Source organism: Veillonella sp. T14073-2 (genome assembly GCF_002959875.1).
GTDB lineage: Bacteria > Bacillota > Negativicutes > Veillonellales > Veillonellaceae > Veillonella > Veillonella infantium.
This window is the reverse complement of record NZ_PPDC01000007.1, coordinates 99,239-121,152: the sequence shown is the minus strand read 5'-3', so window position 1 is coordinate 121,152 and position 21,914 is coordinate 99,239. Positions and strand designations below refer to the sequence as shown.

Genomic DNA, 21,914 nt, shown 5'->3' with positions numbered 1-21,914 from the left:
ATAGATTAGCTTATTTCAACTAAGGAGTGAGATCTAATGAAAGATTTTAAAGCATTAGCCTCAGAGCGGTATTCAGTTCGCAAATTTGATACGAAGCCTGTTGAGCAAGAGAAATTAGATATCTTGTTAGAGGCAGCGAGATTAGCACCTACGGCTCATAATTATCAGCCACAACGCTTACTCGTGTTGAATACGACAGATAGTCTTAATAAACTAAAAGATTGCACGAATGGTCATTTCAATGCACCGTTGGCAATCATTGTTTGTTATGATAATACAGTGAGTTGGAAACGAGAATACGATGATGCGGATATGGGGGTAGTAGACGCTAGTATTGTAGGCTCTCATCTCATGTTTACTGTAGCGGATATAGGTTTAGGAACAACTTGGATTGCTCATTTTGATCCCCGTAAAGTACGAGCAGCCTATGCTTTGCCTGATAACATCATACCTGTAGCGATATTCCCAATCGGTTATCCTCATTCCGATTGCGTACCGGCACCGGGCCATACAAAACGCTTTGATGTAAGTGATCTAACTATATATAATTCCTTTTAATTTCTTCAAAATGTAAGCTCTATAAAATGTAAGCACTATAGAATTTAAGTAATACAAAAAAGGCGGTTAATCAAGTACGATTAACCGCCTTTTCTAATAGTGTTTGTAGGTTCTTTTAGTATTTATTCTGGTTTGTGAATAAGGTTTACTACGAATTCGCTGTCTTCTACAAGTGTAGCTTGAATGTAGTTGTCACCGTTAAATTCTAATACTTGGCCTGGTATAAGTACATGTTCTTCTGTTTCGTTAAGGAATACTTGTACTTTACCTTTTACTACTGTAAAAATAACATTTGCTTCTGGGTGGTTATGTTTTTCCACCTTTTCACCGGCTTTGCCGCCTTTTTTTACGATTACATAGTTAGGACCTTGGAATAATAAACCTAATTCTTGATTAACTGTGCCTGCCATAATAGACCTCCTAATTCTAGCTTTTTATATTCTGAAAGCTAACGCTATCACTTAATTAAATTAACTTGTGTAATTACCTTATGTTTATATTATAAATGATATTGCTTATCAATGCTGTGCCTATAGCTACAGTTTTGTAAAAATATATAGAAAATTTCAGACATGAAAAAACGAACGTAAATTACGCTCGTTTTTAGTACATATATCTGAGATTAGGTAGCCCTTTAAGTAATCAGATAGTCATTGATTATTTTTTACGAATAGAATATAAACGTGTGCCGTTTTCTTCAGTCGTTACAAGTTCAAATGCTGGATCAATAGCTTTTACAAAAGCTTCGAACCATGTTTGGTAAGCTACAGCCATGAATTTAGGGTCAACGCCCGCTGTACGCCAATAGCCTACTTGTAATCTATGGTCACCAACCCATGTGAACTCATCTGGGCTTTCAGAAACCACTTGGTCACCGCCATCGCAAGGCATGCCATTTACGTAGAAGTTTTGCAACGCATTGTAAATCGCTGGAGCAGTGTGTTCTTCAAGGTTGTCTTGAGCCACAACGCCACATGCTTGGCCTTGTACTGCAAACGCATCGAGAATAGCTGTTACTACATGTACGGCTTCGTCGCCGGAGTTAGTGTCAAGCAAATCTCTGATGAAAGCTGCTTCGCGAACGGATGCGATGTTGATTTGGTTAGCCAACCAACCATGGATATTGCCGTGGTCGATGATGTTTTCCAGTGGAATGCTTGGATTGATTGGTTCGCCGTATGTATCTACGGAGATAGAGTGCAATTCCTCTGCCAAATCATCAACAACTTTAGTTGTTTTTTCTAAAATCAAGTTTTCACGCTCAACGAGCAATTGGATTTTACGATATAACCAGTAATGGATGTGACCTAAGAATGCGGACATATTAAGCTCCTTTTCGTGCTGTTTCTAATTTTTGAACTAAATCGTATACATTAACACCGTGAATTTCTGCGGCTTGCCATAATGGCTCAGCTGTAGAAGATGGGCAACCAAGGCAACCCATACCGATGCTTTGTAACACAGGCACGACATTTGGATATGTATCTACGATATCGCGAATGATTGTGTCTGGTGTAATAGGGGCACCTGCTTCGAGGCGTGGTGCTTCTGGTTCAGGGTCATTGCCATGACCAGGTAAGAACACAGCTGGTTCATCGGATTTGCTTTCAGCTGGAGCACCTTCAAGGTCGCCCAATACAGCTGCTTTGAAAGCCTCTAAACCAATGCGGTCGATGAATTCGCCCATGCGCTCGATTTGTGCGTTTTCTTTATAGTATGCAATGATACGATCTACTAATGCAAGAGCTTCTTTTTCAGTTGCTACCTCTGCGATGAGGTCGCCAATGCGTGGATGAGCACCGCCGCTACCGCCAGCGTAAACATTCCAGCCCTCTACCGTACCGATAATACCAACATCTTTCATGCGGCTTTCAGTACAAGAGTTAATACAACCGGCCACGCCGATTTTCATTTTGCTTGGCATTTCTTGAGATAAATATTTGCGTTCAAGTTGCATACCTAGATGTACGCTGTCTTGTTTAGCACGTTTACAGAATGTAGTGCCTGGGCAGATTTTTACGCTACGCACACGGTTAGAAACCATATACGCTGGCTCCATGCCGAGCATTTCCCAAGCTTTATCTACGTCTTCTGCTTTCAAATTCGTAATCATAATGCGTTGGCTGCCAGTCAATTTAAGAACGGCACCGAACTCATTGGCTACGTCGATATATTTTTGTAATTGTTCTGGTTGAATGAAACCTGCAGGAATGCGAGGTGTAATTGCATAACGGCGTTGACCGTTTTTAATGCGTTGTAAATTTGCTGCAATTTGTGCCATGTTAGATCCTTTCTCGAGCCCTCTCTGCGGAGAATAGTGGCTAAAACTACTTAGTTAATCTATATGATTCTTTGTATATAATCTTTACACGCCATTGGGTTTTGTGAAAGCTTCGCACGTATACGAACAGCGTGATGAGATCAACTAGGCGATGCCTCATCAAAACCCGGCGTAACGATCAGTACGGGTATTAAATACTGACCTGATGTTCCTAGTATAAACTATTTTAACACGTAATAATGTAACCTAAGCTACAAAAATGAAAAATTTCAATATTAATTATTAATAGCATAAATGATTTTTGATACTACATAGTGTTATTAAATTTACCCAATTGGTAAATCATTTATTTACATTTGTGTTTGAAGAGGTATAATAGAATTAACCTACTAGGTAAATTATTATAAATGGCCATTTATATTGTATCAACCATTCACTATGATTTGAGAGAGTCGGTGACATATTGGATATACGATATAAGAATAATAAGTTAGAAACAGTTTGCACAGATGCGGATATTGCCAGACGCGCATACGGACGTGAGATGGCACGTAAAATTCATTTAAGAATTGATCAACTTCGTTTTGCTACATCTATTCAGGATTTGATTTTAAATGGTGTAGGTCGGTGTCATAAGTTGGTTGGAGATCGCAAAACTCAATATGCTATGGATTTAGTACATCCTTATAGACTTATTTTTATACATGTTGATGGAACGTTTCACGTAGTGGAGATTCAAGAAATTATTGATTATCATTAGTATAGGAGATATACATATGAAGATATATGAGAGTAAAACTTTTATTGCTATACCGCCTGGAATGACAATAAAAGAGGTTTTAGAAGATAGACATATGTCGCAAAAAGAATTAGCTACACGAATGGACATGAGTGAGAAACACATTAGTAAGCTCATTAATGGAGAGGTACCACTAACGCAGGATGTGGCAATGCGTCTTGAACGGGTATTTGGTGTAGAGGCAAGTTTTTGGAATGGATTAGAAGCTAATTACAGAGAAAAGATATTAAAAGTAGAGTATGAGAATTCTATTGATGAAGAAATCAACTTTGCTAAACCTTTTGGTTATGCCAAACTTGCTCGGTTAGGTATCGTTCCAGAAACAAAAAAGGTAGCTGAGCAGGTTAATAATCTACAAAAGTTTTTTGAGGTAGCTTCTTTAAAACATGTAGCTAATGAAATGGTTATGCCCTTGGTATATGAAAATATTAAGGATATGGAGCCTGATAAAAAGAGTGCGATTTATACATTGGTACAAATCACGAAAGGGAGGGCACGCTTTGTAGAAGTAAATCCCTACGATGCAGAGTTACTAGAAAAATTTATACCAAAAATTAAGGACCTTTCTAGTGAACCTTTAATTGCTGTGAAAGAGCCGCTCAAGGATATGTTAGCAGCATGTGGTGTGATTATTGTGTATTTGCCAATTATTGATAACATAACCTCCACATGTATTACCTATTCCAAAGGAAACTCCATTGTTCTTGGTATACCAACGGAAGATTCTGATGCTTTTTGGACATTATTGGGTGAGGCGCTACATAACTTGTTAGAACGAGATTGTCCACGTAGTAATCGCAAATACCGTAATAATGACCCTGTAACTGTGGTAAATTATTAATTCATTTTGTGAATAGTTAAGGTGTTACTTCCTAGGCCTTTTTAGGTGTTACTTCTTAGGATTTTCTTAGGTCTTTCATCATGCAAGTTATAAGGACTTTAAAACTACAATCAGTAAGGACTTTCAAAGTACAATCCGTAAGACTCTCATCCTGTAACAAAATAGCGTATAATAGAAACATAGAATATTCTTGATATAGGAGTACCAATGAAAGTCCTTTACGATACAATTTTAAAAGCAAAATATACAGGTCGTCCGAATCGTTTTGTGGTGACCTTAGATTTAAATGGTGAAAGCGTGCTGGCTCATTTACCAAATCCTGGTCGCATGTGGGAGCTCTTGTTTACGGGTGTAACGATGTATATCGTGCCTCACGATAAGCCTGATGCAAAGACAAAATACCGCGTGGTAGGCATCGAGCGCGATGGCGTAGTGATTATGCTCGATACAAACTACAGCAATGATGTAGCACAGCATTTGATCGAAAATAAACTCATTCCTGGCTGGGAGGAGTGGCGTGTTGTACGGCGGGAGTATACGGTTAAACTACATGGCACATCATCGCGGTTTGACTTGCTCCTCACCAATGATAAAGGCGAGGAGTTCTTGCTAGAGGTTAAGTCTTGTACGCTATTCTCCAAAACTGGCGCCATGTTCCCTGATGCTATTACAGAGCGAGGGCGCAAGCATTTATTACATTTGAAAGAATTGCAAAACGAAGGTTACCACACAGGTGTTTTATTCCTCGTACAATGGGATAGGGCGCAGTGGTTCTTGCCAGACTACCATACAGATTTGGAGTTCGCTAAAACCTTTAAAGAGGTAGCTCCTTCTTTAGACTGGAAAGCCGTTGCTGTGGCGTGGGATGAGACTTTCACCATGCCTACTGTAACCCATGAATGTTCTTACCCGAATAGCATTCTCGACACAGAGGCTCACGATAGCGGCGTGTACGTGATGGTTATGCATCTGGACCACGATTTAGACCTTGAGGTCGGTTCTAAAGGGTTGATGCATTTCAAGGCGGGGTACTATATGTACGTAGGCTCTGCGAAGGCGAATTTAACGAAACGCATTGAGCGCCATAAACGAAAACGGAAGAAAATGCACTGGCATTTAGATTACTTCCGCGGTCACTGCGAAATGATAGCAGGCCTGCCGATTCGCACTAGCCTAGATGATGCGGAATGTGCTCTCGCTGATGCGGTCCGCGGCGTTGCCGAATGGGACGTGCCGAAATTTGGATCCTCTGATTGCGACTGTAAAAGCCACCTATTTGGGATGACGGAAAATCCGATACATGATAAGGAATTTATGGATGTAATAGAAGACTTCCGAATGAATACATTGGATGCGCTAGTTAAGTGATTATTGTTAATGGGGAATAACCGAAAATAGTATGGATGGGGCCCGAACACAAATCTGCGAGATTGTTAAAAAAGGGATTCCCTTATCTCTTCGCTCCATAGTGACCTAAGTCGCTCATCAATAAGGGAATCCCTTTTTTATAACCTTATATGTGAATCCGTCCCATCCATACCTATGTTTTCTATTAACTAGTTGCTTCACCTATTAACAACAAATGCACTTTTACCTCGCATGGGGCAGGGCCCCTAATTGGGAGAAGCGGATAAAACAAAAGCTAAGTATTTGATTTCATTTAGATTTATGGCAAAAAATGACTGGAAAGAAACCATGCTAACAGGGATTGGTAGTAATGGTAATGATACTTCAGGTGTGGAACGAGACTTTGTTAAGGTCTTGGACGATATGATATATCATGCAGCTCATTAAATAATAAGCAGGAATAGCTTATAAGTATGAAATAAAATGAGATATAAATATAGAGGGGGATTATATGACATCCTTAGAAAATGCGATTACAGGAAATGTGATTGTATATCAAGCAGAGAATGAATCTGTTTCTACGAATGTTCTATTCAAAGATGAAACATTTTGGATGACACAAAAAGATATATCAAAACTATTTGATGTTAATCCACAGGCTATATCCAAGCATTTAAATAATATTTATTCTGACGGCGAATTAGAAAAGCTAGGAACTTGTTCCAAAATGGAACAAGTTCAAATAGAAGGAACTCGTACTGTTAAACGGGTAATAGATTTTTATAATCTTGATGCTATCATTGCCGTAGGATATCGAGTAAATAGTAAAAAGGCAACACAATTTCGAATTTGGGCGACAAGAGTTTTACGGGAATATATTATCAAAGGTTTTGCTCTTGATGATGTTATGCTAAAGAATGGACGTTCATTTGGACAAGATTATTTTAAAGAATTGCTACGAAGAGTCCGCTCAATTCGTGCTAGTGAACGACGGATATATCAACAAGTGACAGATATATTTGCTGTGTGTGCAATCGATTATGATGCACAATCACCTATTACTAGAGAATTTTTTGGAACGATACAGAATAAGTTTCATTATGCTATTACAGGTCAAACTGCTGCAGAGATCATTCATAGTCACGCAGATGCTAAAAAAGATCATATGGGATTGACTACGTGGGAATCTGGACCGGAAGGGCGGATTTATAAGAAGGATGTAATCGTAGCAAAAAATTATTTATCTGTTGAAGAGATTGAACAACTTGAGCGAATGGTATCTTCATTTTTTGATTATATAGAACGTATTATTGAACGACGTGAAACATTTACTATGAAAGCTTTTATTGAAAGTGTAGATAAGTTTTTAGACTTTAATGAGTATCAAATTCTAACAAACAAAGGACTTATTTCTATGACACAAGCACAGAAGAAAGCTGTTAGTGAATATAAAACGTTTAATACACAACAGAAAGTAATTTCTGATTTTGATAAGTTTGTGAAAGAATATAGTTAATAATAAAGGGTTTATAGCCTTTAGCCCCTAAAAATGCTATAATATTATGATGTATTATAATCAGTGTTAGTAAAATGAGGTGAGATTGTGGCAGACCAACAATGGTCCCACGGGAATATTCATCCCGTTCAGATTGATAAAGAAATGAAGAACGCTTATATCGATTATGCGATGTCCGTAATCGTAATGCGTGCTCTTCCAGATGTGCGCGATGGCTTGAAACCAGTACATCGTCGTATTTTGTACGCGATGCACGAAACAGGCATGACGCCAAATAAACCATACAAGAAATCCGCTCGTATCGTCGGTGACGTACTTGGTAAGTATCATCCACATGGTGATAGCTCTGTTTACGACGCAACGGTTCGTTTAGCGCAGGATTTCAATACGCGCTACCTCTTGGTAGACGGCCACGGTAACTTTGGTTCCATCGACGGCGATAGTGCCGCTGCGATGCGTTATACCGAAGTACGTATGGCAAAAATTACTCAAGAAATGCTCGCTGATATCGACAAGGAAACTGTTGATTTCATGCCGAACTATGATGAAAGCTTGCAAGAACCTACCGTATTGCCAGCGAAGATCCCAAATCTTCTCATCAATGGTTCCAGCGGTATCGCCGTAGGGATGGCGACAAATATTCCGCCGCACAACCTTAACGAGGTATGTAATGGCCTTACTATGCTCATCGATAATCCAGATGTAACTGTGGACGAATTGATGACGCAAATCAAAGGTCCAGACTTCCCGACTGGGGCGCTCATTTTGGGCCGGGAAGGCATTAAGAAAGCATACTCCACAGGTCGTGGCAGCGTAAAAATGCGCGCTCGTGCTACCATTGAAGAAATGGCGAAGGGTAAGCATAAAATCGTAGTGACTGAGATCCCATACCAAGTTAACAAGGCTCGCGTTATCGAAACGATTGCGAACTTGAGCCGCGACAAGGTTATTGATGGCATCACAGCACTTCGCGACGAATCTGACCGTCAAGGTATGCGCATCGTTATCGAATTGCGCGCTGACGTGCAACCAGATATCGTTCTTAACAAATTATATAAACACACTCAACTTCAAGAATCTTTCGGCGTGATTATGTTGGCCCTCGTAGATGGTCATCCTCGCGTATTGAATTTGAAAGAAGTATTGGGTTACTACTTAGATCATCGTCTCAATGTAATCGTACGCCGTACTCAATTCGAGCTTAACAAAGCTGAAGCGCGTGCACACATCTTGGAAGGCTTGTTGATTGCCCTCGACCACATCGATGAAGTTATCGCTACGATCCGCAGTTCTCAAACTGACGAAATCGCACGTAACGCATTGATGCAAAAATTCGGGCTTTCAGAAAAACAAGCAGTAGCCATCCTCGACATGCGTTTACGTCGTTTAACAGGCTTGGAACGCGAGAAAATCGAAGAGGAATACAAGGAATTGTTGGCATTGATCGAAGATTTGAAAGCTATCTTGGCTAGCGAAGCACGTCAACGTCAAATCATCAAAGACGAACTGGAAGATATGAAGAAGAAATACGGCGACCCTCGTCGTTCTGAAATCACAATCGATACGTCCGACCTTGATGTAGAAGACCTCATCGCTGACGAAGAGATGGTTATTACCTTGACTAAACAAGGTTACATCAAACGCATGAACGCGAACGTATATCGCAACCAACATAAAGGTGGCGCTGGCGTTATCGGCATGAAGACGAAGGAAGACGACTATGTAACGCAAATTATGCATGTTCGCACGCATAATACATTATTGTTCTTCACGTCCACAGGTCGTACATACCGCCTCAAAGCATACGAAGTGCCAGAAGCAGGTTCTCGCAACTCTCGCGGTACTGCCATGGTTAACGTATTGCCACTAGCTGTAGGCGAATCCGTTACGACTATGATCGACCTTGAACGTGTTCAAGAAGATGTAAACTTATTCATGGTAACTGAGTTTGGCGTTGTTAAACGTACAGCTATCGAAGAATACCGCAACATCCGTCGTTCTGGTCTCAACGCTATCAACCTCGACGAAGGGGATCACTTGATTTCCGTCAACGTAACGACTGGTAACCAAGATATCTTGATTGGTACTAAATTGGGTATCGCTATTCGCTTCAGTGAAAGCGATGTACGCCTTATGAAACGTGCGGCTCACGGTGTACGCGGCATTAAACTCAATGCAGGCGACGTAGTGGTAGGCGCTGGTGTTATTAATGCTGATGAAAGCGAAGCACAAGTGTTTACTATCTCCGAAGAAGGTTTCGGTAAACGCAATGATGCGGAAGCTTATACATTGCAAAAACGCGGTGGTAAAGGCTCTAAGAACTTCAAGATTACGAACAAAACAGGGGACGTAGTATCCGTAGAGGTTGTTCATAACGATGACGAAATCATGCTTATCTCTGAACAAGGTAAGATTATTCGCTTCAACATGAATGATATTGCTGTTAAAAAAGGCAAAGCTATTTCTGGTGTGAAAACACAAAACCTCGACGAAGGTGATAAAGTAGCTAGCATTGCTGTTATTCCAGGTTCTGAAATCGAAGAAGATGTAACTGAAGAATAATTTGTATTAATACTATATGTAAGAAACTATGGGCGGCCATCTTAGATGGTCGTCTCTAGCGTTAAGGAGTTAGAAATGAAAAAATGGTTAGCTGCTATGTTTGCAGCAGGGGTTTTCTTTGTAGGTGGCTTTGGCCAAGCGAGTGCCGCTGATTGGTATTATATCGATGCTGATGCTGACGATGCAGCATGGTTTATCGATAACTCTTCTGTATATAAAACAGATGATGCGGCAACAGTACTTGTTAAAATTAACAATGTAGAAGGCTTCACATACATCTACACAGTACGCATCGATCGTAAAGAAAAAACATGGACAGAACTTGATACAACAGTATACAGTGCTGCAGGTGTAGCATTGTTGTCCAGTAAAGAAGCACAAAAACCTACGAAAATTGAAGAAGATACCATGGGCGCGGAAGTTATGCAGGCCCTATGGGGTAAATAATCCAACAATTTAATAGAAGCTGATATTCGCTCTGTCTATTTAGATATTCAGAACGTATAAGTAGCCCCGAACTATCCTGAAAGCCTCCATAGTGAACTAAGTCGTTTTCAGAATAGTTCGGGGCTTTCTATTTTCGTACCAATCTTACAGAGCGAATACCAGCCTTCAAATCTATTGGATTATTTAAAGCCCATAGGGGCTTCGCTAGACGTTCCTTAGGGGTTCTATATAATTTATGCATTTAATAGTGTTTTTATTAGTAATATGCAATTATGGTGTTATAATGAAGGCGTAGGGAATTTATGTATGTAGATTGCATAGTTATTTAATTTTATAGTCAGGAGAGACTAGTTATGAAAAAATTATTTGCTTGTCTAGCTGTAGCAGGTTTGTTATTTAGTGCTGGTGTGGGTGTGTCTCATGCTGAAAGTTGGTATACACTAGAAACGGACCAAGCTGGCCGCACTGGTTACATCGATAATGATTCTGTTAATAAAAATGATGCTCAAGCTACATTGCGTTTAAAGATTGTAGATCCAAATGGAGATCACTCCATTTATACAATGACATTCAATCGCGCTGATAAAACAGTGCAGCTTATTGATGTTACAACATATAATCCACAAGGCTACATGATTGGCTCTGAAACATTGGCGAATACAAAAATACAAATACAAGAAGGAAGTAATCTAGATCACGTGTATCACTTGATTTGGTAAATTGTCTTTCATAAAATATTTAGTTTCATCGAATATACTAGATTTCGTATTCTTGTATTTAAATCGAGAGGTAAACATATGAAAAAAACATTAGCAGCTGTTTTGGCAGCAGGCGCTTTATTGATTGGTGGTATCGGTAGTGTTGATGCAGCAAATTGGTATACTGTTGGTACTGATAGCAATGGCATCACTTGGTCCATCGATAACGATTCTGTTAAAAAAGATGATAAAAAAGCTGTTTTGGACATCAAAGCTATGGATTACGAAGGTTACCATTACATCGTAACTGAAGAGTTCAATCACAAAAAACGTGAAGTAAAAGACCTTAAGGTTACTCTTTACAATCCAAAAGGCGAAGTAGTAAAACAAGAACAACCTAACAAATCTACTCGTAAGGTTGAACAAGGTACTCCTGCATACGCTGTATACACACTTATCTGGGGTGACAAATAATCTGATCCTCCGAGGGTTATGATTTTTAGTGAAAGCCTACATACGCACGTTCTCATTTGAGGGCGTGCGTTTTTTATTTGCTTTTAATTCCCTAAAATTTGGTGAATTATTTATCCATTCGTGGTACAATGGGGATATTATTACGCATTTTTGTAAGTTGTCTTTTATTGAAATATTCTTACGCATAATATCATGTAGAATGTTATGTACAATAATGTCACGCACAATGTTATGCAGAATGCCATGCGCAATATTATGTCATCTAGAGAGGGTTGATTGATCATAATTTTACGCAAAAGTGTGACATTTCTACATAGTATAAACTTTCACTATAGCGTATACTAAAGGTAAGATGTGGAAGTACGCTTTGAGCACAGTGCTCTGTAGTTTGGCCTATTTCTTTTAAAGGTTTGCTAGTTTTAGTTTGTTAGAGGAGGTCCTCATGTCTCAATACGAATTTATCGATAAACGCGTGCCGATTGCGCTCGACAATCCATCCATTTATCACGACATTTCTAAGTGTAAAAACTGTACGTTATGCCGTCGCGCTTGTGCTGACGTAATGAGCGTACTCGACTACTACGATCTCGATGCAAATGGGGATGTGCCAGTATGTATCCACTGTGGTCAATGTGCGGCTGCATGTCCATTCGACTCCATGCATGCTAAATCCGAGCTTGAAAAGGTGAAAGCAGCTCTTGCAGATCCTGAAAAAATCGTTGTTATCCAAACAGCTCCAGCTGTTCGTGTAGCTATCGGTGAAGGCTTCGGCTATGAACCAGGTACATTCCTTGAAGGTAAAATGGTTGGCGCATTGCGTGCACTTGGTGCAGACTATGTAGTAGACACTAACTTTGGTGCAGACTTAACTATCATGGAAGAAGCGTCTGAGCTTGTAGAACGCCTTAAAAATGGTGGTCAAATTCCTCAGTTCACAAGCTGCTGCCCAGCGTGGGTGCGCTTTGCGGAAATCTACTTCCCTGAATTGATTCCTAACTTGTCTTCCACACGTTCTTGTATCGCTATGGAAGCAGCTATGATTAAAACATATTTTGCTGAGAAAAAAGGCATTAATCCTAGCAATATCGTATCCGTATCTGTAAATCCTTGTACTGCTAAAAAAGCAGAAACAAAACGGGAAGAAGAAAATGCAGCGGCTCGTTTCTATGATGACGAATCTCTTGGCATGGATACAGATATTTCCATCACAACTCGTGAGTTCATCCGTTGGATTCAAGAGGAAAACCTCGACTTCAATGCTATTGAAGAATCCCAATTCGATGACTTAATCGGTATGGAAACTGGGGCCTCCATTATCTTCGGTAACACTGGCGGTGTTATGGAAGCAGCTATGCGTACAGCATATAAGCTTATCACTGATAAAGAGCCACCTCCATATGCATTGACACACCTCGAAGACGTTCGTGGTATGGAAGGCGTTAAAGAGGCCACTGTTCAATTAGGTGATGATGTGACCTTGTCTGTTGCGGTAGTGCATGGCGGTAAAAACACACGTGACTTCCTTAATGCCTTGAAAGACAGCGATAAACACTATGACTTCATCGAAGTTATGGCTTGCCCTGGTGGCTGTATTGGTGGTGGCGGTCAACCGCGCACTAAATTGCCTCAAGCTGTGAAAACTAAGGAAGCTCGTATTGGCGGTCTTTATGAAGCTGATGCGAACTACAAATGGGTTGCTTCCTATGAAAATCCAGAAATCCAAGCCTTATACAAAGACTTCTTGGGTGAACCATTGGGCCATAAGGCACATGAACTTTTGCATACACATTACACAGACCGCAGTGCGGTTCTTGGTGATCGCAAAGACGTAACACCTGAAACATGCCCAACATCCCCTAAATATAAGGGCTAATCGTATTACGATGTAGCTAATTCGGTCAGTATGAGTCGTTTCGAATGTAATCAGTCGATACGTACATCTATACATTGGCGTGATTAGACTGGTATATGGGTAACTAACTGAACATACATAAATCCTACGGGTCATGAGTGACTTGATACTTGTGTAGATATTGACTACTGAGTGTCACCTTACATGCGATTCGTAGGATTTTTATGTTTATCCTTATTATGGATTCATAACGATTGAGTACCTCGTATATCAATGCTTACAATTACTTTATAACTTTATTATGATAAATTAGTATAGAAAATCAGCTTTTATATGAGGAAAAGATGAATTATATAGTGTATAATATATAGATAAGTAATGTGTAAGAGAGTTCAGCAAGGAGTTTTGTGGAGAGATGAACTTGTTTTTACGGCGTGCCTTATGTGGCATGGCCTTGATAGTCGCCGCCATCGGTACTGCGGGATGCCAACATGAGAGTCAGGCAGAGCAGGAAGAGGTACGAACTGTATCGTATCGGGCTGTCATGCAATCAGATAAACCTGTCCCTGAGAAGGTGAATACCTGGCTTGGGGCTATGTCTCAAGAGGACAAGATAGGTCAGCTGATGATGATTAGCCTTCATGGCAGTACGGTAGGACAGTCCCAAAAGGACATCATCAGGAAATACCGTGTGAGCGGCGTTATGCTAACTAATGAAAATCTACATAATAAAAATCAAGTGAAAGCTTTTACCAGCGATATCATGCAAACGGCCACAACGGCGAGTATGGTGACGCCATACATCGGCATCAATCGGGATAAGGTGTTGAGTACGAATGAAAGTTTCTTGCGCTTGCCAGAGCCAAATCGTTGGGGCCAACTACCGATGGAACGGATCATCAATTTAGTGACTCGATCGGCCATCGAAATGCGGGATATGGGCTTTAACCTCATCGTGGGACCAAATGCAAACCTAGGGGTGCCGAATGTGTCCTATACATCTGACCCTACGTGGGCAGGGTATATGGATCTCGCCATGGCGGAGCGTTATCAAATCAACCACATGTGGTTTGGCTATAACTACTTCCCAACAGTGAGCCTTGGTGATGCATCCTTTGAGACCGCTAACGATGCGAAGGCCTATTTGAACAACAACGATGTGTCCGTATTTAAACGCCTCATTACACAGACGACAGCGAATACGTACATGCTCGTCATAAGCCATGTGCAAATCCCTGCCATCGATAATGAACACCTAGCGAGTAATTCGAAAGCAATCATAACGGACTGGCTACGACATGAGCTTGGATATAATGGAGTGGTCATGACAGACCGTATCGATGTAGGCGCTTTGCAAGCAAACCAAAAGATAGGAGACTTTGCAGTTAACTCCATCGTAGCAGGCAGTGACCTCGTTCTTCTTGATGCGGATACGGGGCACATCGATGAAGTCCATCGCGCACTTATGCAAGCGGTGGCGAACGGAACCATTTCAAATGACCGACTCAATGATGCGGTTAAGCATATTTTGCTTATGAAGATGCAAACTCAAATACAACAATAAAGAAACAAGTATAACAATAAAGAAACAACTATAACAATAAAAAATGACTATATAAATATCCTTATTATATACGAGTCATATGACGTGCTATACCTTATGGTAGGCACGTCTTTTTATATGTGTTGAGTATGGAAAAAGATTATATACGGAATATTGTATGTTGGCGTGACGAGGATAGACTTATAAGAATGCAGTAAATATAAGGGATTTCACAATCAAATGAGTAAAAAGCAAACCATTAAATAAGTATATTTTATGAGTAAAAAATTTAACATAATAAAAAGTCATGTTAATAATATGAAAATAAGTTTATATTTGTTTTAAATTTATGATATAATAATCTCCATAGAATGTTGGAGGTGAGAGTATATGAATTTTGTGGGACGTGCTGAGATTATTGAGAGTATCCAGTCCCGTGTTGCGATGGGGCAAATGAGTTTGTGTGTTGTATACGGCCCACATCGTAGTGGCAAATCTTATGTGGCTTCCCAGCTCGTACGACGTCATAAGGCGTTATACTTGGCGGGGCGTATAGCTAATGAAGCGATCCATGTAGCTGATATGAATCGAGCTCTTGAGGCACGTTTTGTTCCTACCGATGAGCAGTGCAAATTTGAACCGATTACAAGTTTACAAGAGGCTTTTGAGGGCCTCTTTGAAGATAGTGTGAAAACGCCTCAGACAGTGGTGATCGATGATTACCCATCCTTGGTAGAGGCTGTACCACAGTTTCCTATTTATTTTCGTGATTTGTTAGATACCTATAAAGAAACGAGCCATTTGAATATTATTTTGATGGCGAATGGATTAGAGCAACTCGATGGCCGTATCATTGGTGAGCGTAGTTTAATAGGCCCTTATGTATCAGAATACTTCGAGGTGAAACCATTCTCTTTGGTTGATATGAAATCCTTGGGGCTTCACTATGCTAAAGATGACTTGCGTACTGTATTTGCCGTAACAGGCGGTCTACCTGCGTATGTACATTACTTTGATAATGGTGAAAGCATCGATACGAATATTATTAATTTGTTCTTCTCTGTATCAGGTGCCCTATTTGAAGAAACACAACATATCTTACACAGAGATATGAAAAATATAACAGGTGCTAACGCTATCCTGTCTGGCCTTGCTACCCTTGAAAGACCATACTACGTGGAGCTTTTACAAGCCAGTCAAATTAAAAGCGGCACCTTTACATCTCGTTTAAATGACTTGATGGCGATGGGCCTCGTAGGTCGTATCCAAGCGAATAGCCGTGGACCTGCGAAATACGCAGATTACCACTTCACAAATAGCATGTTCCATTTCTGGTACCGTTATGTGTATAAATACTGGGGCGACATCGTGCGTGGCAATGGTGCAGACGTGTACCATACCTATGTAAAACCACAATTGAAAGACTTTGTGGAAGCCTCCTGTATTGCAATCTAATCAGACAATTTAAATATAAGATATTCGTACTGTTTTATTGTTAGCGATTATTTTTATTTTCTGCAATTACCTATTAATGTGTATAGTATGGTATTTCAGAGATAGAAATTAATGCTAGATTATAATAGAATATGACGGAATTCTAAGGAATTGCTAATTTGTCAAAATCCCCTTTTCACGCTATTGTGTAGATAAGCGCTATGCCATGGCAGGAAAGGGGATTTATGTTATACACAAACGAAGAACCGTTAGTACAACGAACCTGTATTAAAACTGCAAGCTTACAATCGGAGAAATTAGTTACTAGAAAATCAGTATCTGAAAAAGAACAATCTAAAAAAGCACAATCTGAGAAGCTATCACCTGCGGAAAAAACTTCTAACGAAGTACTTTCTAAGGAACTAAAGTACAAGGTGCCGGAGGAGTTGAAATTACAGACCCTCATTTGTGGGCATCAGGTATTAACATCCTTATCAGATAAGAGCCTTGTGTCTATTTGTCAAAATCCCAATATGCGGATTCAGACAGTTGGGTACCAGCCGTGGTCCGTTGACGAACTGCGCCATGATGCGGCACAAATAGAGCTCTGTCGTAGGTATCGACCACTCATCTTGCACTATACGAATCGGACCGGGAATCGCGAGTTTAGGGAAGACCTAGAGAGCTATCTATGGGCCATACTCTTGGAATCGATTTATAGCTTTGATCTGAAAGGGGCTGTACCGTTCCCTGGCTTTGTGAAAGCTGGCATTAGATATGGTTATATGCGGTATTGGAAACGAGAACGGTTACGTAATCATCGTGAGATTCATATACCAGATCGCATCACCGAAGATGGAGAGGTCACGTTTGGTATGGATATCTTTTCGTCTGGAGAAAATATAGCGGACATGATCATGACCGCTGATGAGGAACAACGCTTACGAGCACGTCTTGTATGGGCGTTAGGCAGACTGTCTCCAAATCAGCGCGACCTATTGCGTCGCGTTTACGGAGAATGCCAAAGCTTGGTATCGGTCAGTGAAGAGCTGAACTGTAGCCGCCAAGCTATCCAAAGACGTCATGAACGAGCCCTTCGGAAGCTGCGCAGATACTTGACTACAGATTTTAATAAGATACAAGTACATTAGACCAACTTTTAAGTCTATTAAACTAGGTCACTCTAGAATGTATCGAATAAGGGTAGTTAGTATAATATCCATGTGTTAATCTAATTTAATTTCTTATTTATATTCTTGATTTTGCATAATTACATTAATCGCGATTAATAGATATACATAAAATATGCAATTCTCAATTTAAATGAGAAAATAATGACACATATAGGTATATATTAATGTTACAAGATCCTAAAGTCTTTAATTTTATATAAATTTCTATAGTTTTGTGCATATATTTACAAATTATACAGTGTGATATACAATTAAATCAACAGCAGATTAAAGCATGCGAATCTGCTTTCACAGAACACGTGTTCATTGTATTGTTGAAGGGAATGTTCCTAATTAGAGTGGAGAGAATTCCTATGATAACACATGATGAATTAACAGATATGATGGCCGCTCGGCTATCTAAGGGAGAGGATTTGGATTTGATCTATACGAATCCAAAGAACCACATTGTTTGTTTTATTCCTACTTATGAGCCTGGTGGTGGTGATAGTACGAAGTGCTATTTCGTAGATGGCCGTGAAGAACTGGTCTGTCTGCCGATGCGCACCATTACGCGGGAGCTGGCGATACAGGAAGGGCTGAGGCCCAATTACATTATGACCAGCGACGGTCGGCGTAGTAGCTATACATCGCCTAAGACCTATGGTCCGCATCTAACCTTTGCCCATATCAAATGTCGGCGCCCTATTGGCAAAGACGTGGTGTACGGCCTCTTTAACGTGGCTATACCCTATGAATATATCGTTACGGAAGGTCCGGAACCTGATACGAGCTATATTCACGTGGGGAACTTCGCACCGATTTTGGTGTACCAATCCCCGCGTCATGTCAAACACAAACTGAACGAAGCCATGCTAGAACACTGCAACTACGTGCGCAAAATGCTAGCCCGCATCAAACTCAGCCAAAACCCACAAGTCGTGGCCGAACTATTTATCGCCTGGAGAGACCTAACGAGATAAAACACTAGGGGGAGAGACGAACCAGAACGCTAGGGAAGAAATAAACTAGTAGGGGGAGAGAAAGAGAGGAGAAACTATAGGGAGAAAAATATAATAGGGAAGACAAAAAATAAGGTGATCAGAAATACATAATACGCCTCAAACACTTAAATATATTCCAAAAAGAACCACCCCTGATAGGGGTGGTTCTTTTGTAGTTATCAATCTTAAAATCTATTATTATCCTGTTAATTAATAGCTATTCATTAATTATCTATGCATATTTAATGATTATTAAAGGTATTTATAATGAATTAATTGAATTTTGACATCAAAAAACCGATAATATAATTAATAATGAAAAAACTGTGAAGGTGTTTTGTAGTTGTTTGTAGTCAGGGGTTTTTAGTGTGGGCTTTTTTAGATTTAGACGATCCATAAAGATTGCACCAGGAATTAAAATCAATCTTAATAAGAAAAGTACAAGTCTTACTATTGGTCGTAGAGGAATCCATACGACAATAAATGGATCAGGTGTTCGGAATACTATAGGTCTTCCAGGTAGTGGTCTTTCATATACTTCATACCAAAAGTTTAATGAGAGTTCCATTGCTAATGGAATTCCTTATACACGTGTCTGTCCTAACTGTGGTCATAATATGAGAAAAGCTTGGGTAAACTGTCCTAAGTGTAGTTTTAATTTATTATCTTTATATAGTAAAACAGAAGCTGATACATCTGAAAATTCTAGTCAAAAAGATGTAAAACAAGGGAATATGGATTCAAACACTGCGGAAAATCCTAGTAAAGGTGAGACTGGATGTGGTTGTTTAATCATTATTTTTATAGTTTTTGTTATTTATAGGCTTTTAAGTTGATTATATAGTCATAGTTATAAAAAGTGAGGGTTATTATGAAAAAGTCTAAGAGAGCATGGTTAACATTTGTTACGGTTAGTTCTTGGGTATTAGCGCAATTGGGCTTACCTACTGCTGCGCAAGCTTGGGCACCTTATTCTGATGACTTGCAAACTCTGGATCATACTGGTGCAGTTAATCTCAATAAGTTTAAGGGTACTACGTTTAAGTCTAAAGACAGCTTACCTCAAAAACAAATATTTAATAGTATTGATGGTATTTTTTCTAATGATTTAGTAGAAATGGCACATTATAGTCATAGATCTCATTCTTCCCATAGATCTCATTATTCTCACTACTCTAGTTCTTATGGTCGTGGAGGATATTCTGGTGGATATTCGAGTGGTTCCTCAAGTTCTTCAGATGAAGGCTATGTTGCACCTGCACAACCTACAGATGTTCTCCCAATTGCAGATATACAAAAACAACTTAATGATTTAGGGTATTCTGTTGGAATTGTAGATGGTCAAAAAGGGCCTAATACTGTTCAAGCTATTAAGAATTTCCAAATAGAATATGGGTTACCTGTATCTGGTATTGTGGATTGGCAAACAGAGGCATATTTAAATAGTACTAATATTAATATTGTTCGGGCTGGATTACAACGACATGGTTATAAGTTCTCATCTGGTAGTGGTCGTACACAAGATGTTGTTGCAGCTATATATGATTTCCAAGCTAGACATGGATTACCACAAAATGGTCGTATATATTTAAAAATGAAACAAGCCTTGGGTGTTTAGTATGGCAAATTATTTTATTAGAAAAGAAAATGATTTCATTTATTTTGTTGAATTGAAGAAAGAGTTTTATGAACCTAAAGCTGTTATGTATGCAGCGAATATGTTTACAGATCAGTGCCATATTAAAGTTGATGAAGTAGACTTTGATACTGTTGGTGTTTGGTTTAAGTTAAAATTAGAGGCTGATAAAGACAAGTTGGAAAAGTTATTAGGTGACTTTTGTAATGAAGCATTAAAAAAGCAGGTTCAAATTGACTTAGATGATAGATTCGGTAAACTTAGAGAAATTATTTATCATAAAGCTTTTGATAAAGCAGGAGGGATAGACTAGTGTCAGCACTTCCTGAATTACATTATTTACCATTTGGATTTACAGAGTTATCAAATGGGATAATGGTCTTAGTTAATCAAGGTGGAGAACATTTATTTATAAATCGTGATGACTTCAATCATATTTTAGATAACGATATTGATAGAAAATCAGACTTTTATTTTGCTTTAAAGGATAAACAGTTTTTAGCAGATGATTACGATCTTGAAATTCAACTTGATGTATTAGCTAACCAATTAAAGAGTAGAAAGGCATATTTAGATGATTTTACATCATTACATATGATTGTTGTAACAGTACGGTGTAATTTTAATTGTCGGTACTGCCATGCTAGTAGTGCAAATGAAAAAGAGCATAACTTAGATTTAGATTGGCCTACAGCAAAGCATATTGTGAATAAGATTTTTGAATCTCCATCACCGATTATAAAAATAGAATTTCAAGGCGGTGAACCGCTATTAAACTGGCCTATAATTAAAGATATTGTAGAATATGCAGAAATAGTAAACCGGATTGCTAAGAGACGCTTGGAATTTGTTATTTGCACTAATTTAACACTGGTTACTAAAGATATTTTAGAATATTGTAAAAGTCATAAGATTGCAATCTCGACATCTCTTGATGGAAATCAGGAGATACAAAACTATAATCGTAAGCCACGAGGTCCTATTGATGGGTATAAGGTGTTTGAAGAAAAATTAGCTCTGACTAGATCTGTTTTAGGTCAAGATGGTGCATCACCATTGCTTACTGTTAGTAAGACTAATTTAAATAGTTTGCCTCTTGTTGTTGATGAATATATTAAGCATGACTTTCATGGGATTTTTATTCGTGCACTAAATCCTTATGGTAATGCTGTAGATAATGTAAATACGTTAGGCTATTCAACAGAAGAGTTTCTTAAAGCTTATAAGAATGTTTTGAACTATATTATTCAAAAAAATATAGAAGGGTATCATTTTATTGAGTATTATGCAGCATTACTGTTAGAACGTATTTTGACACCTTTTAGTACTGGATTTGTCGATTTGCAATCTCCTTGTGGCAATATTATAAGTGGTGTTATTTACGATTATAACGGCTATGTTTATGCCTCAGACGAAGGGCGTATGTTAGCACGACGTGGAGATAAACGGTTCTGTTTAGGTCATGTGAAAGCCAATACTTGGAATGAGCTCTTCAAAGGTGATGTTGCTAAAGAGGTTGTTAAAGCATCTTGTGTTGAATGCTTACCTGAATGTGCAACCTGTGCATACCAATTGTATTGTGGCTCAGATCCTGTACGATATTATGCTGAAAATGGGTCTCTTGAAGGGCATAGACCAAGTAGTAGTTTCTGTCAGAAAACTAAAGGTGCTTTAGACTATATTTTCTATTTACTAAGTTTAAACGATGATAGGATCAATAAAGTCTTTTGGTCATGGATTAATTATTGAG

22 protein-coding genes are annotated in these 21,914 nt (G+C 39.1%); 19 read left to right on the top strand and 3 right to left on the bottom strand.

The features are described 5' to 3' along the window. The first annotated feature begins 36 nt into the window (after window positions 1-36). The gene (locus tag VCHSUH04_RS08055; RefSeq protein ID WP_105086121.1) at window positions 37-558 is read left to right on the top strand and encodes a nitroreductase family protein; all 522 of its coding nucleotides are present in this window, start codon (window positions 37-39) and stop codon (window positions 556-558) included. Between the two features lie 122 nt (window positions 559-680). Here the strand turns inward: VCHSUH04_RS08055 and VCHSUH04_RS08050 are convergent, their stop codons facing one another. From VCHSUH04_RS08050 to VCHSUH04_RS08040, 3 genes are all read right to left on the bottom strand, one after another. Then, window positions 681-968: a Cro/Cl family transcriptional regulator gene (locus VCHSUH04_RS08050; protein WP_005384867.1), complete on the bottom strand. Its 288-nt coding sequence runs from the start codon at window positions 966-968 to the stop codon at window positions 681-683. 247 nt (window positions 969-1,215) lie between these two features. Then, window positions 1,216-1,881, bottom strand: coding sequence for a hypothetical protein (locus tag VCHSUH04_RS08045; RefSeq protein WP_105086120.1), 666 nt, complete (start codon window positions 1,879-1,881; stop codon window positions 1,216-1,218). A 1-nt stretch (window position 1,882) separates the two neighbouring features. Continuing rightward, entirely contained in the window at window positions 1,883-2,839 is a 957-nt protein-coding gene (locus VCHSUH04_RS08040) for a DUF1858 domain-containing protein (protein ID WP_105086119.1), read from the bottom strand. Window positions 2,840-3,302: 463 nt separating this feature from the next. Here VCHSUH04_RS08040 and VCHSUH04_RS08035 point away from each other — a divergent pair, with 463 nt between their 5' ends. The 18 genes from VCHSUH04_RS08035 (at window position 3,303) to hxsB (ending at window position 21,913) form a co-directional block, all read left to right on the top strand. Further along, window positions 3,303-3,599 (top strand): type II toxin-antitoxin system RelE/ParE family toxin, encoded by a 297-nt coding sequence (locus VCHSUH04_RS08035; RefSeq protein ID WP_105086118.1) that lies wholly within the window; start codon window positions 3,303-3,305, stop codon window positions 3,597-3,599. A 16-nt stretch (window positions 3,600-3,615) separates the two neighbouring features. Then, window positions 3,616-4,479, top strand: coding sequence for a HigA family addiction module antitoxin (locus VCHSUH04_RS08030; RefSeq protein ID WP_105086117.1), 864 nt, complete (start codon window positions 3,616-3,618; stop codon window positions 4,477-4,479). A 207-nt stretch (window positions 4,480-4,686) separates the two neighbouring features. Then, complete coding sequence (sfsA, locus tag VCHSUH04_RS08025; RefSeq protein ID WP_105086116.1) at window positions 4,687-5,847, top strand: DNA/RNA nuclease SfsA; 1,161 nt, start codon at window positions 4,687-4,689, stop codon at window positions 5,845-5,847. Between the two features lie 249 nt (window positions 5,848-6,096). Next, window positions 6,097-6,273, top strand: a complete 177-nt coding sequence (locus tag VCHSUH04_RS10340) for a hypothetical protein (protein WP_158251484.1) — start codon at window positions 6,097-6,099, stop codon at window positions 6,271-6,273. A gap of 64 nt (window positions 6,274-6,337) precedes the next feature. After that, window positions 6,338-7,342, top strand: a complete 1,005-nt coding sequence (locus VCHSUH04_RS08020; RefSeq protein WP_199176442.1) for a virulence RhuM family protein — start codon at window positions 6,338-6,340, stop codon at window positions 7,340-7,342. A gap of 87 nt (window positions 7,343-7,429) precedes the next feature. Then, on the top strand, window positions 7,430-9,904 hold the full coding sequence (gene gyrA, locus VCHSUH04_RS08015; protein ID WP_105086115.1) for a DNA gyrase subunit A: 2,475 nt from the start codon (window positions 7,430-7,432) through the stop codon (window positions 9,902-9,904). A gap of 75 nt (window positions 9,905-9,979) precedes the next feature. Beyond that, window positions 9,980-10,351, top strand: a complete 372-nt coding sequence (locus VCHSUH04_RS08010) for a hypothetical protein (protein ID WP_105086114.1) — start codon at window positions 9,980-9,982, stop codon at window positions 10,349-10,351. Window positions 10,352-10,704: 353 nt separating this feature from the next. Continuing rightward, entirely contained in the window at window positions 10,705-11,070 is a 366-nt protein-coding gene (locus tag VCHSUH04_RS08005) for a hypothetical protein (protein ID WP_105086113.1), read from the top strand. A 78-nt stretch (window positions 11,071-11,148) separates the two neighbouring features. Beyond that, window positions 11,149-11,523 carry a hypothetical protein gene (locus tag VCHSUH04_RS08000; protein ID WP_105086112.1) on the top strand — a complete coding sequence of 125 codons (375 nt, stop codon included), beginning with the start codon at window positions 11,149-11,151 and terminating at the stop codon, window positions 11,521-11,523. A 442-nt stretch (window positions 11,524-11,965) separates the two neighbouring features. Further along, entirely contained in the window at window positions 11,966-13,396 is a 1,431-nt protein-coding gene (locus tag VCHSUH04_RS07995) for a [FeFe] hydrogenase, group A (protein WP_105086111.1), read from the top strand. Window positions 13,397-13,790: 394 nt separating this feature from the next. Then, window positions 13,791-14,939: a glycoside hydrolase family 3 N-terminal domain-containing protein gene (locus VCHSUH04_RS07990; protein WP_105086110.1), complete on the top strand. Its 1,149-nt coding sequence runs from the start codon at window positions 13,791-13,793 to the stop codon at window positions 14,937-14,939. Between the two features lie 369 nt (window positions 14,940-15,308). Continuing rightward, complete coding sequence (locus VCHSUH04_RS07985) at window positions 15,309-16,373, top strand: ATP-binding protein (protein WP_105086109.1); 1,065 nt, start codon at window positions 15,309-15,311, stop codon at window positions 16,371-16,373. 224 nt (window positions 16,374-16,597) lie between these two features. After that, the gene (locus VCHSUH04_RS07980; protein WP_105086108.1) at window positions 16,598-17,503 is read left to right on the top strand and encodes a sigma-70 family RNA polymerase sigma factor; all 906 of its coding nucleotides are present in this window, start codon (window positions 16,598-16,600) and stop codon (window positions 17,501-17,503) included. A gap of 395 nt (window positions 17,504-17,898) precedes the next feature. Further along, window positions 17,899-18,507, top strand: coding sequence for a hypothetical protein (locus tag VCHSUH04_RS07975; RefSeq protein ID WP_105086107.1), 609 nt, complete (start codon window positions 17,899-17,901; stop codon window positions 18,505-18,507). Window positions 18,508-18,896: 389 nt separating this feature from the next. Then, a complete protein-coding gene (locus VCHSUH04_RS07970; RefSeq protein WP_105086106.1) occupies window positions 18,897-19,364 on the top strand; it encodes a DUF4236 domain-containing protein in 468 nt (155 codons plus the stop codon). A gap of 35 nt (window positions 19,365-19,399) precedes the next feature. After that, window positions 19,400-20,146: a peptidoglycan-binding protein gene (locus VCHSUH04_RS07965; protein WP_105086105.1), complete on the top strand. Its 747-nt coding sequence runs from the start codon at window positions 19,400-19,402 to the stop codon at window positions 20,144-20,146. Between the two features lies 1 nt (window position 20,147). After that, window positions 20,148-20,477 (top strand): His-Xaa-Ser system protein HsxD, encoded by a 330-nt coding sequence (locus VCHSUH04_RS07960; protein WP_105086104.1) that lies wholly within the window; start codon window positions 20,148-20,150, stop codon window positions 20,475-20,477. Further along, window positions 20,477-21,913, top strand: coding sequence for a His-Xaa-Ser system radical SAM maturase HxsB (hxsB, locus tag VCHSUH04_RS07955; protein ID WP_105086103.1), 1,437 nt, complete (start codon window positions 20,477-20,479; stop codon window positions 21,911-21,913). The genes VCHSUH04_RS07960 and hxsB overlap by 1 nt, the downstream gene beginning before the upstream one ends. The last annotated feature ends 1 nt before the right edge of the window (window position 21,914 follow it).

What these genes read in the sequence shown, in the direction of transcription:
- VCHSUH04_RS08055 (WP_105086121.1), top strand. Translation starts at nt 37, where the DNA reads ATGAAAGATTTTAAAGCATTAGCCTCAGAGCGGTATTCAGTTCGCAAA.
- VCHSUH04_RS08050 (WP_005384867.1), bottom strand. Translation starts at nt 968, where the DNA reads ATGGCAGGCACAGTTAATCAAGAATTAGGTTTATTATTCCAAGGTCCT.
- VCHSUH04_RS08045 (WP_105086120.1), bottom strand. Translation starts at nt 1,881, where the DNA reads ATGTCCGCATTCTTAGGTCACATCCATTACTGGTTATATCGTAAAATC.
- VCHSUH04_RS08040 (WP_105086119.1), bottom strand. Translation starts at nt 2,839, where the DNA reads ATGGCACAAATTGCAGCAAATTTACAACGCATTAAAAACGGTCAACGC.
- VCHSUH04_RS08030 (WP_105086117.1), top strand. Translation starts at nt 3,616, where the DNA reads ATGAAGATATATGAGAGTAAAACTTTTATTGCTATACCGCCTGGAATG.
- sfsA (WP_105086116.1), top strand. Translation starts at nt 4,687, where the DNA reads ATGAAAGTCCTTTACGATACAATTTTAAAAGCAAAATATACAGGTCGT.
- VCHSUH04_RS08020 (WP_199176442.1), top strand. Translation starts at nt 6,338, where the DNA reads ATGACATCCTTAGAAAATGCGATTACAGGAAATGTGATTGTATATCAA.
- VCHSUH04_RS08010 (WP_105086114.1), top strand. Translation starts at nt 9,980, where the DNA reads ATGAAAAAATGGTTAGCTGCTATGTTTGCAGCAGGGGTTTTCTTTGTA.
- VCHSUH04_RS08005 (WP_105086113.1), top strand. Translation starts at nt 10,705, where the DNA reads ATGAAAAAATTATTTGCTTGTCTAGCTGTAGCAGGTTTGTTATTTAGT.
- VCHSUH04_RS08000 (WP_105086112.1), top strand. Translation starts at nt 11,149, where the DNA reads ATGAAAAAAACATTAGCAGCTGTTTTGGCAGCAGGCGCTTTATTGATT.
- VCHSUH04_RS07995 (WP_105086111.1), top strand. Translation starts at nt 11,966, where the DNA reads ATGTCTCAATACGAATTTATCGATAAACGCGTGCCGATTGCGCTCGAC.
- VCHSUH04_RS07990 (WP_105086110.1), top strand. Translation starts at nt 13,791, where the DNA reads ATGAACTTGTTTTTACGGCGTGCCTTATGTGGCATGGCCTTGATAGTC.
- VCHSUH04_RS07985 (WP_105086109.1), top strand. Translation starts at nt 15,309, where the DNA reads ATGAATTTTGTGGGACGTGCTGAGATTATTGAGAGTATCCAGTCCCGT.
- VCHSUH04_RS07980 (WP_105086108.1), top strand. Translation starts at nt 16,598, where the DNA reads ATGTTATACACAAACGAAGAACCGTTAGTACAACGAACCTGTATTAAA.
- VCHSUH04_RS07975 (WP_105086107.1), top strand. Translation starts at nt 17,899, where the DNA reads ATGATAACACATGATGAATTAACAGATATGATGGCCGCTCGGCTATCT.
- VCHSUH04_RS07965 (WP_105086105.1), top strand. Translation starts at nt 19,400, where the DNA reads ATGAAAAAGTCTAAGAGAGCATGGTTAACATTTGTTACGGTTAGTTCT.
- VCHSUH04_RS07960 (WP_105086104.1), top strand. Translation starts at nt 20,148, where the DNA reads ATGGCAAATTATTTTATTAGAAAAGAAAATGATTTCATTTATTTTGTT.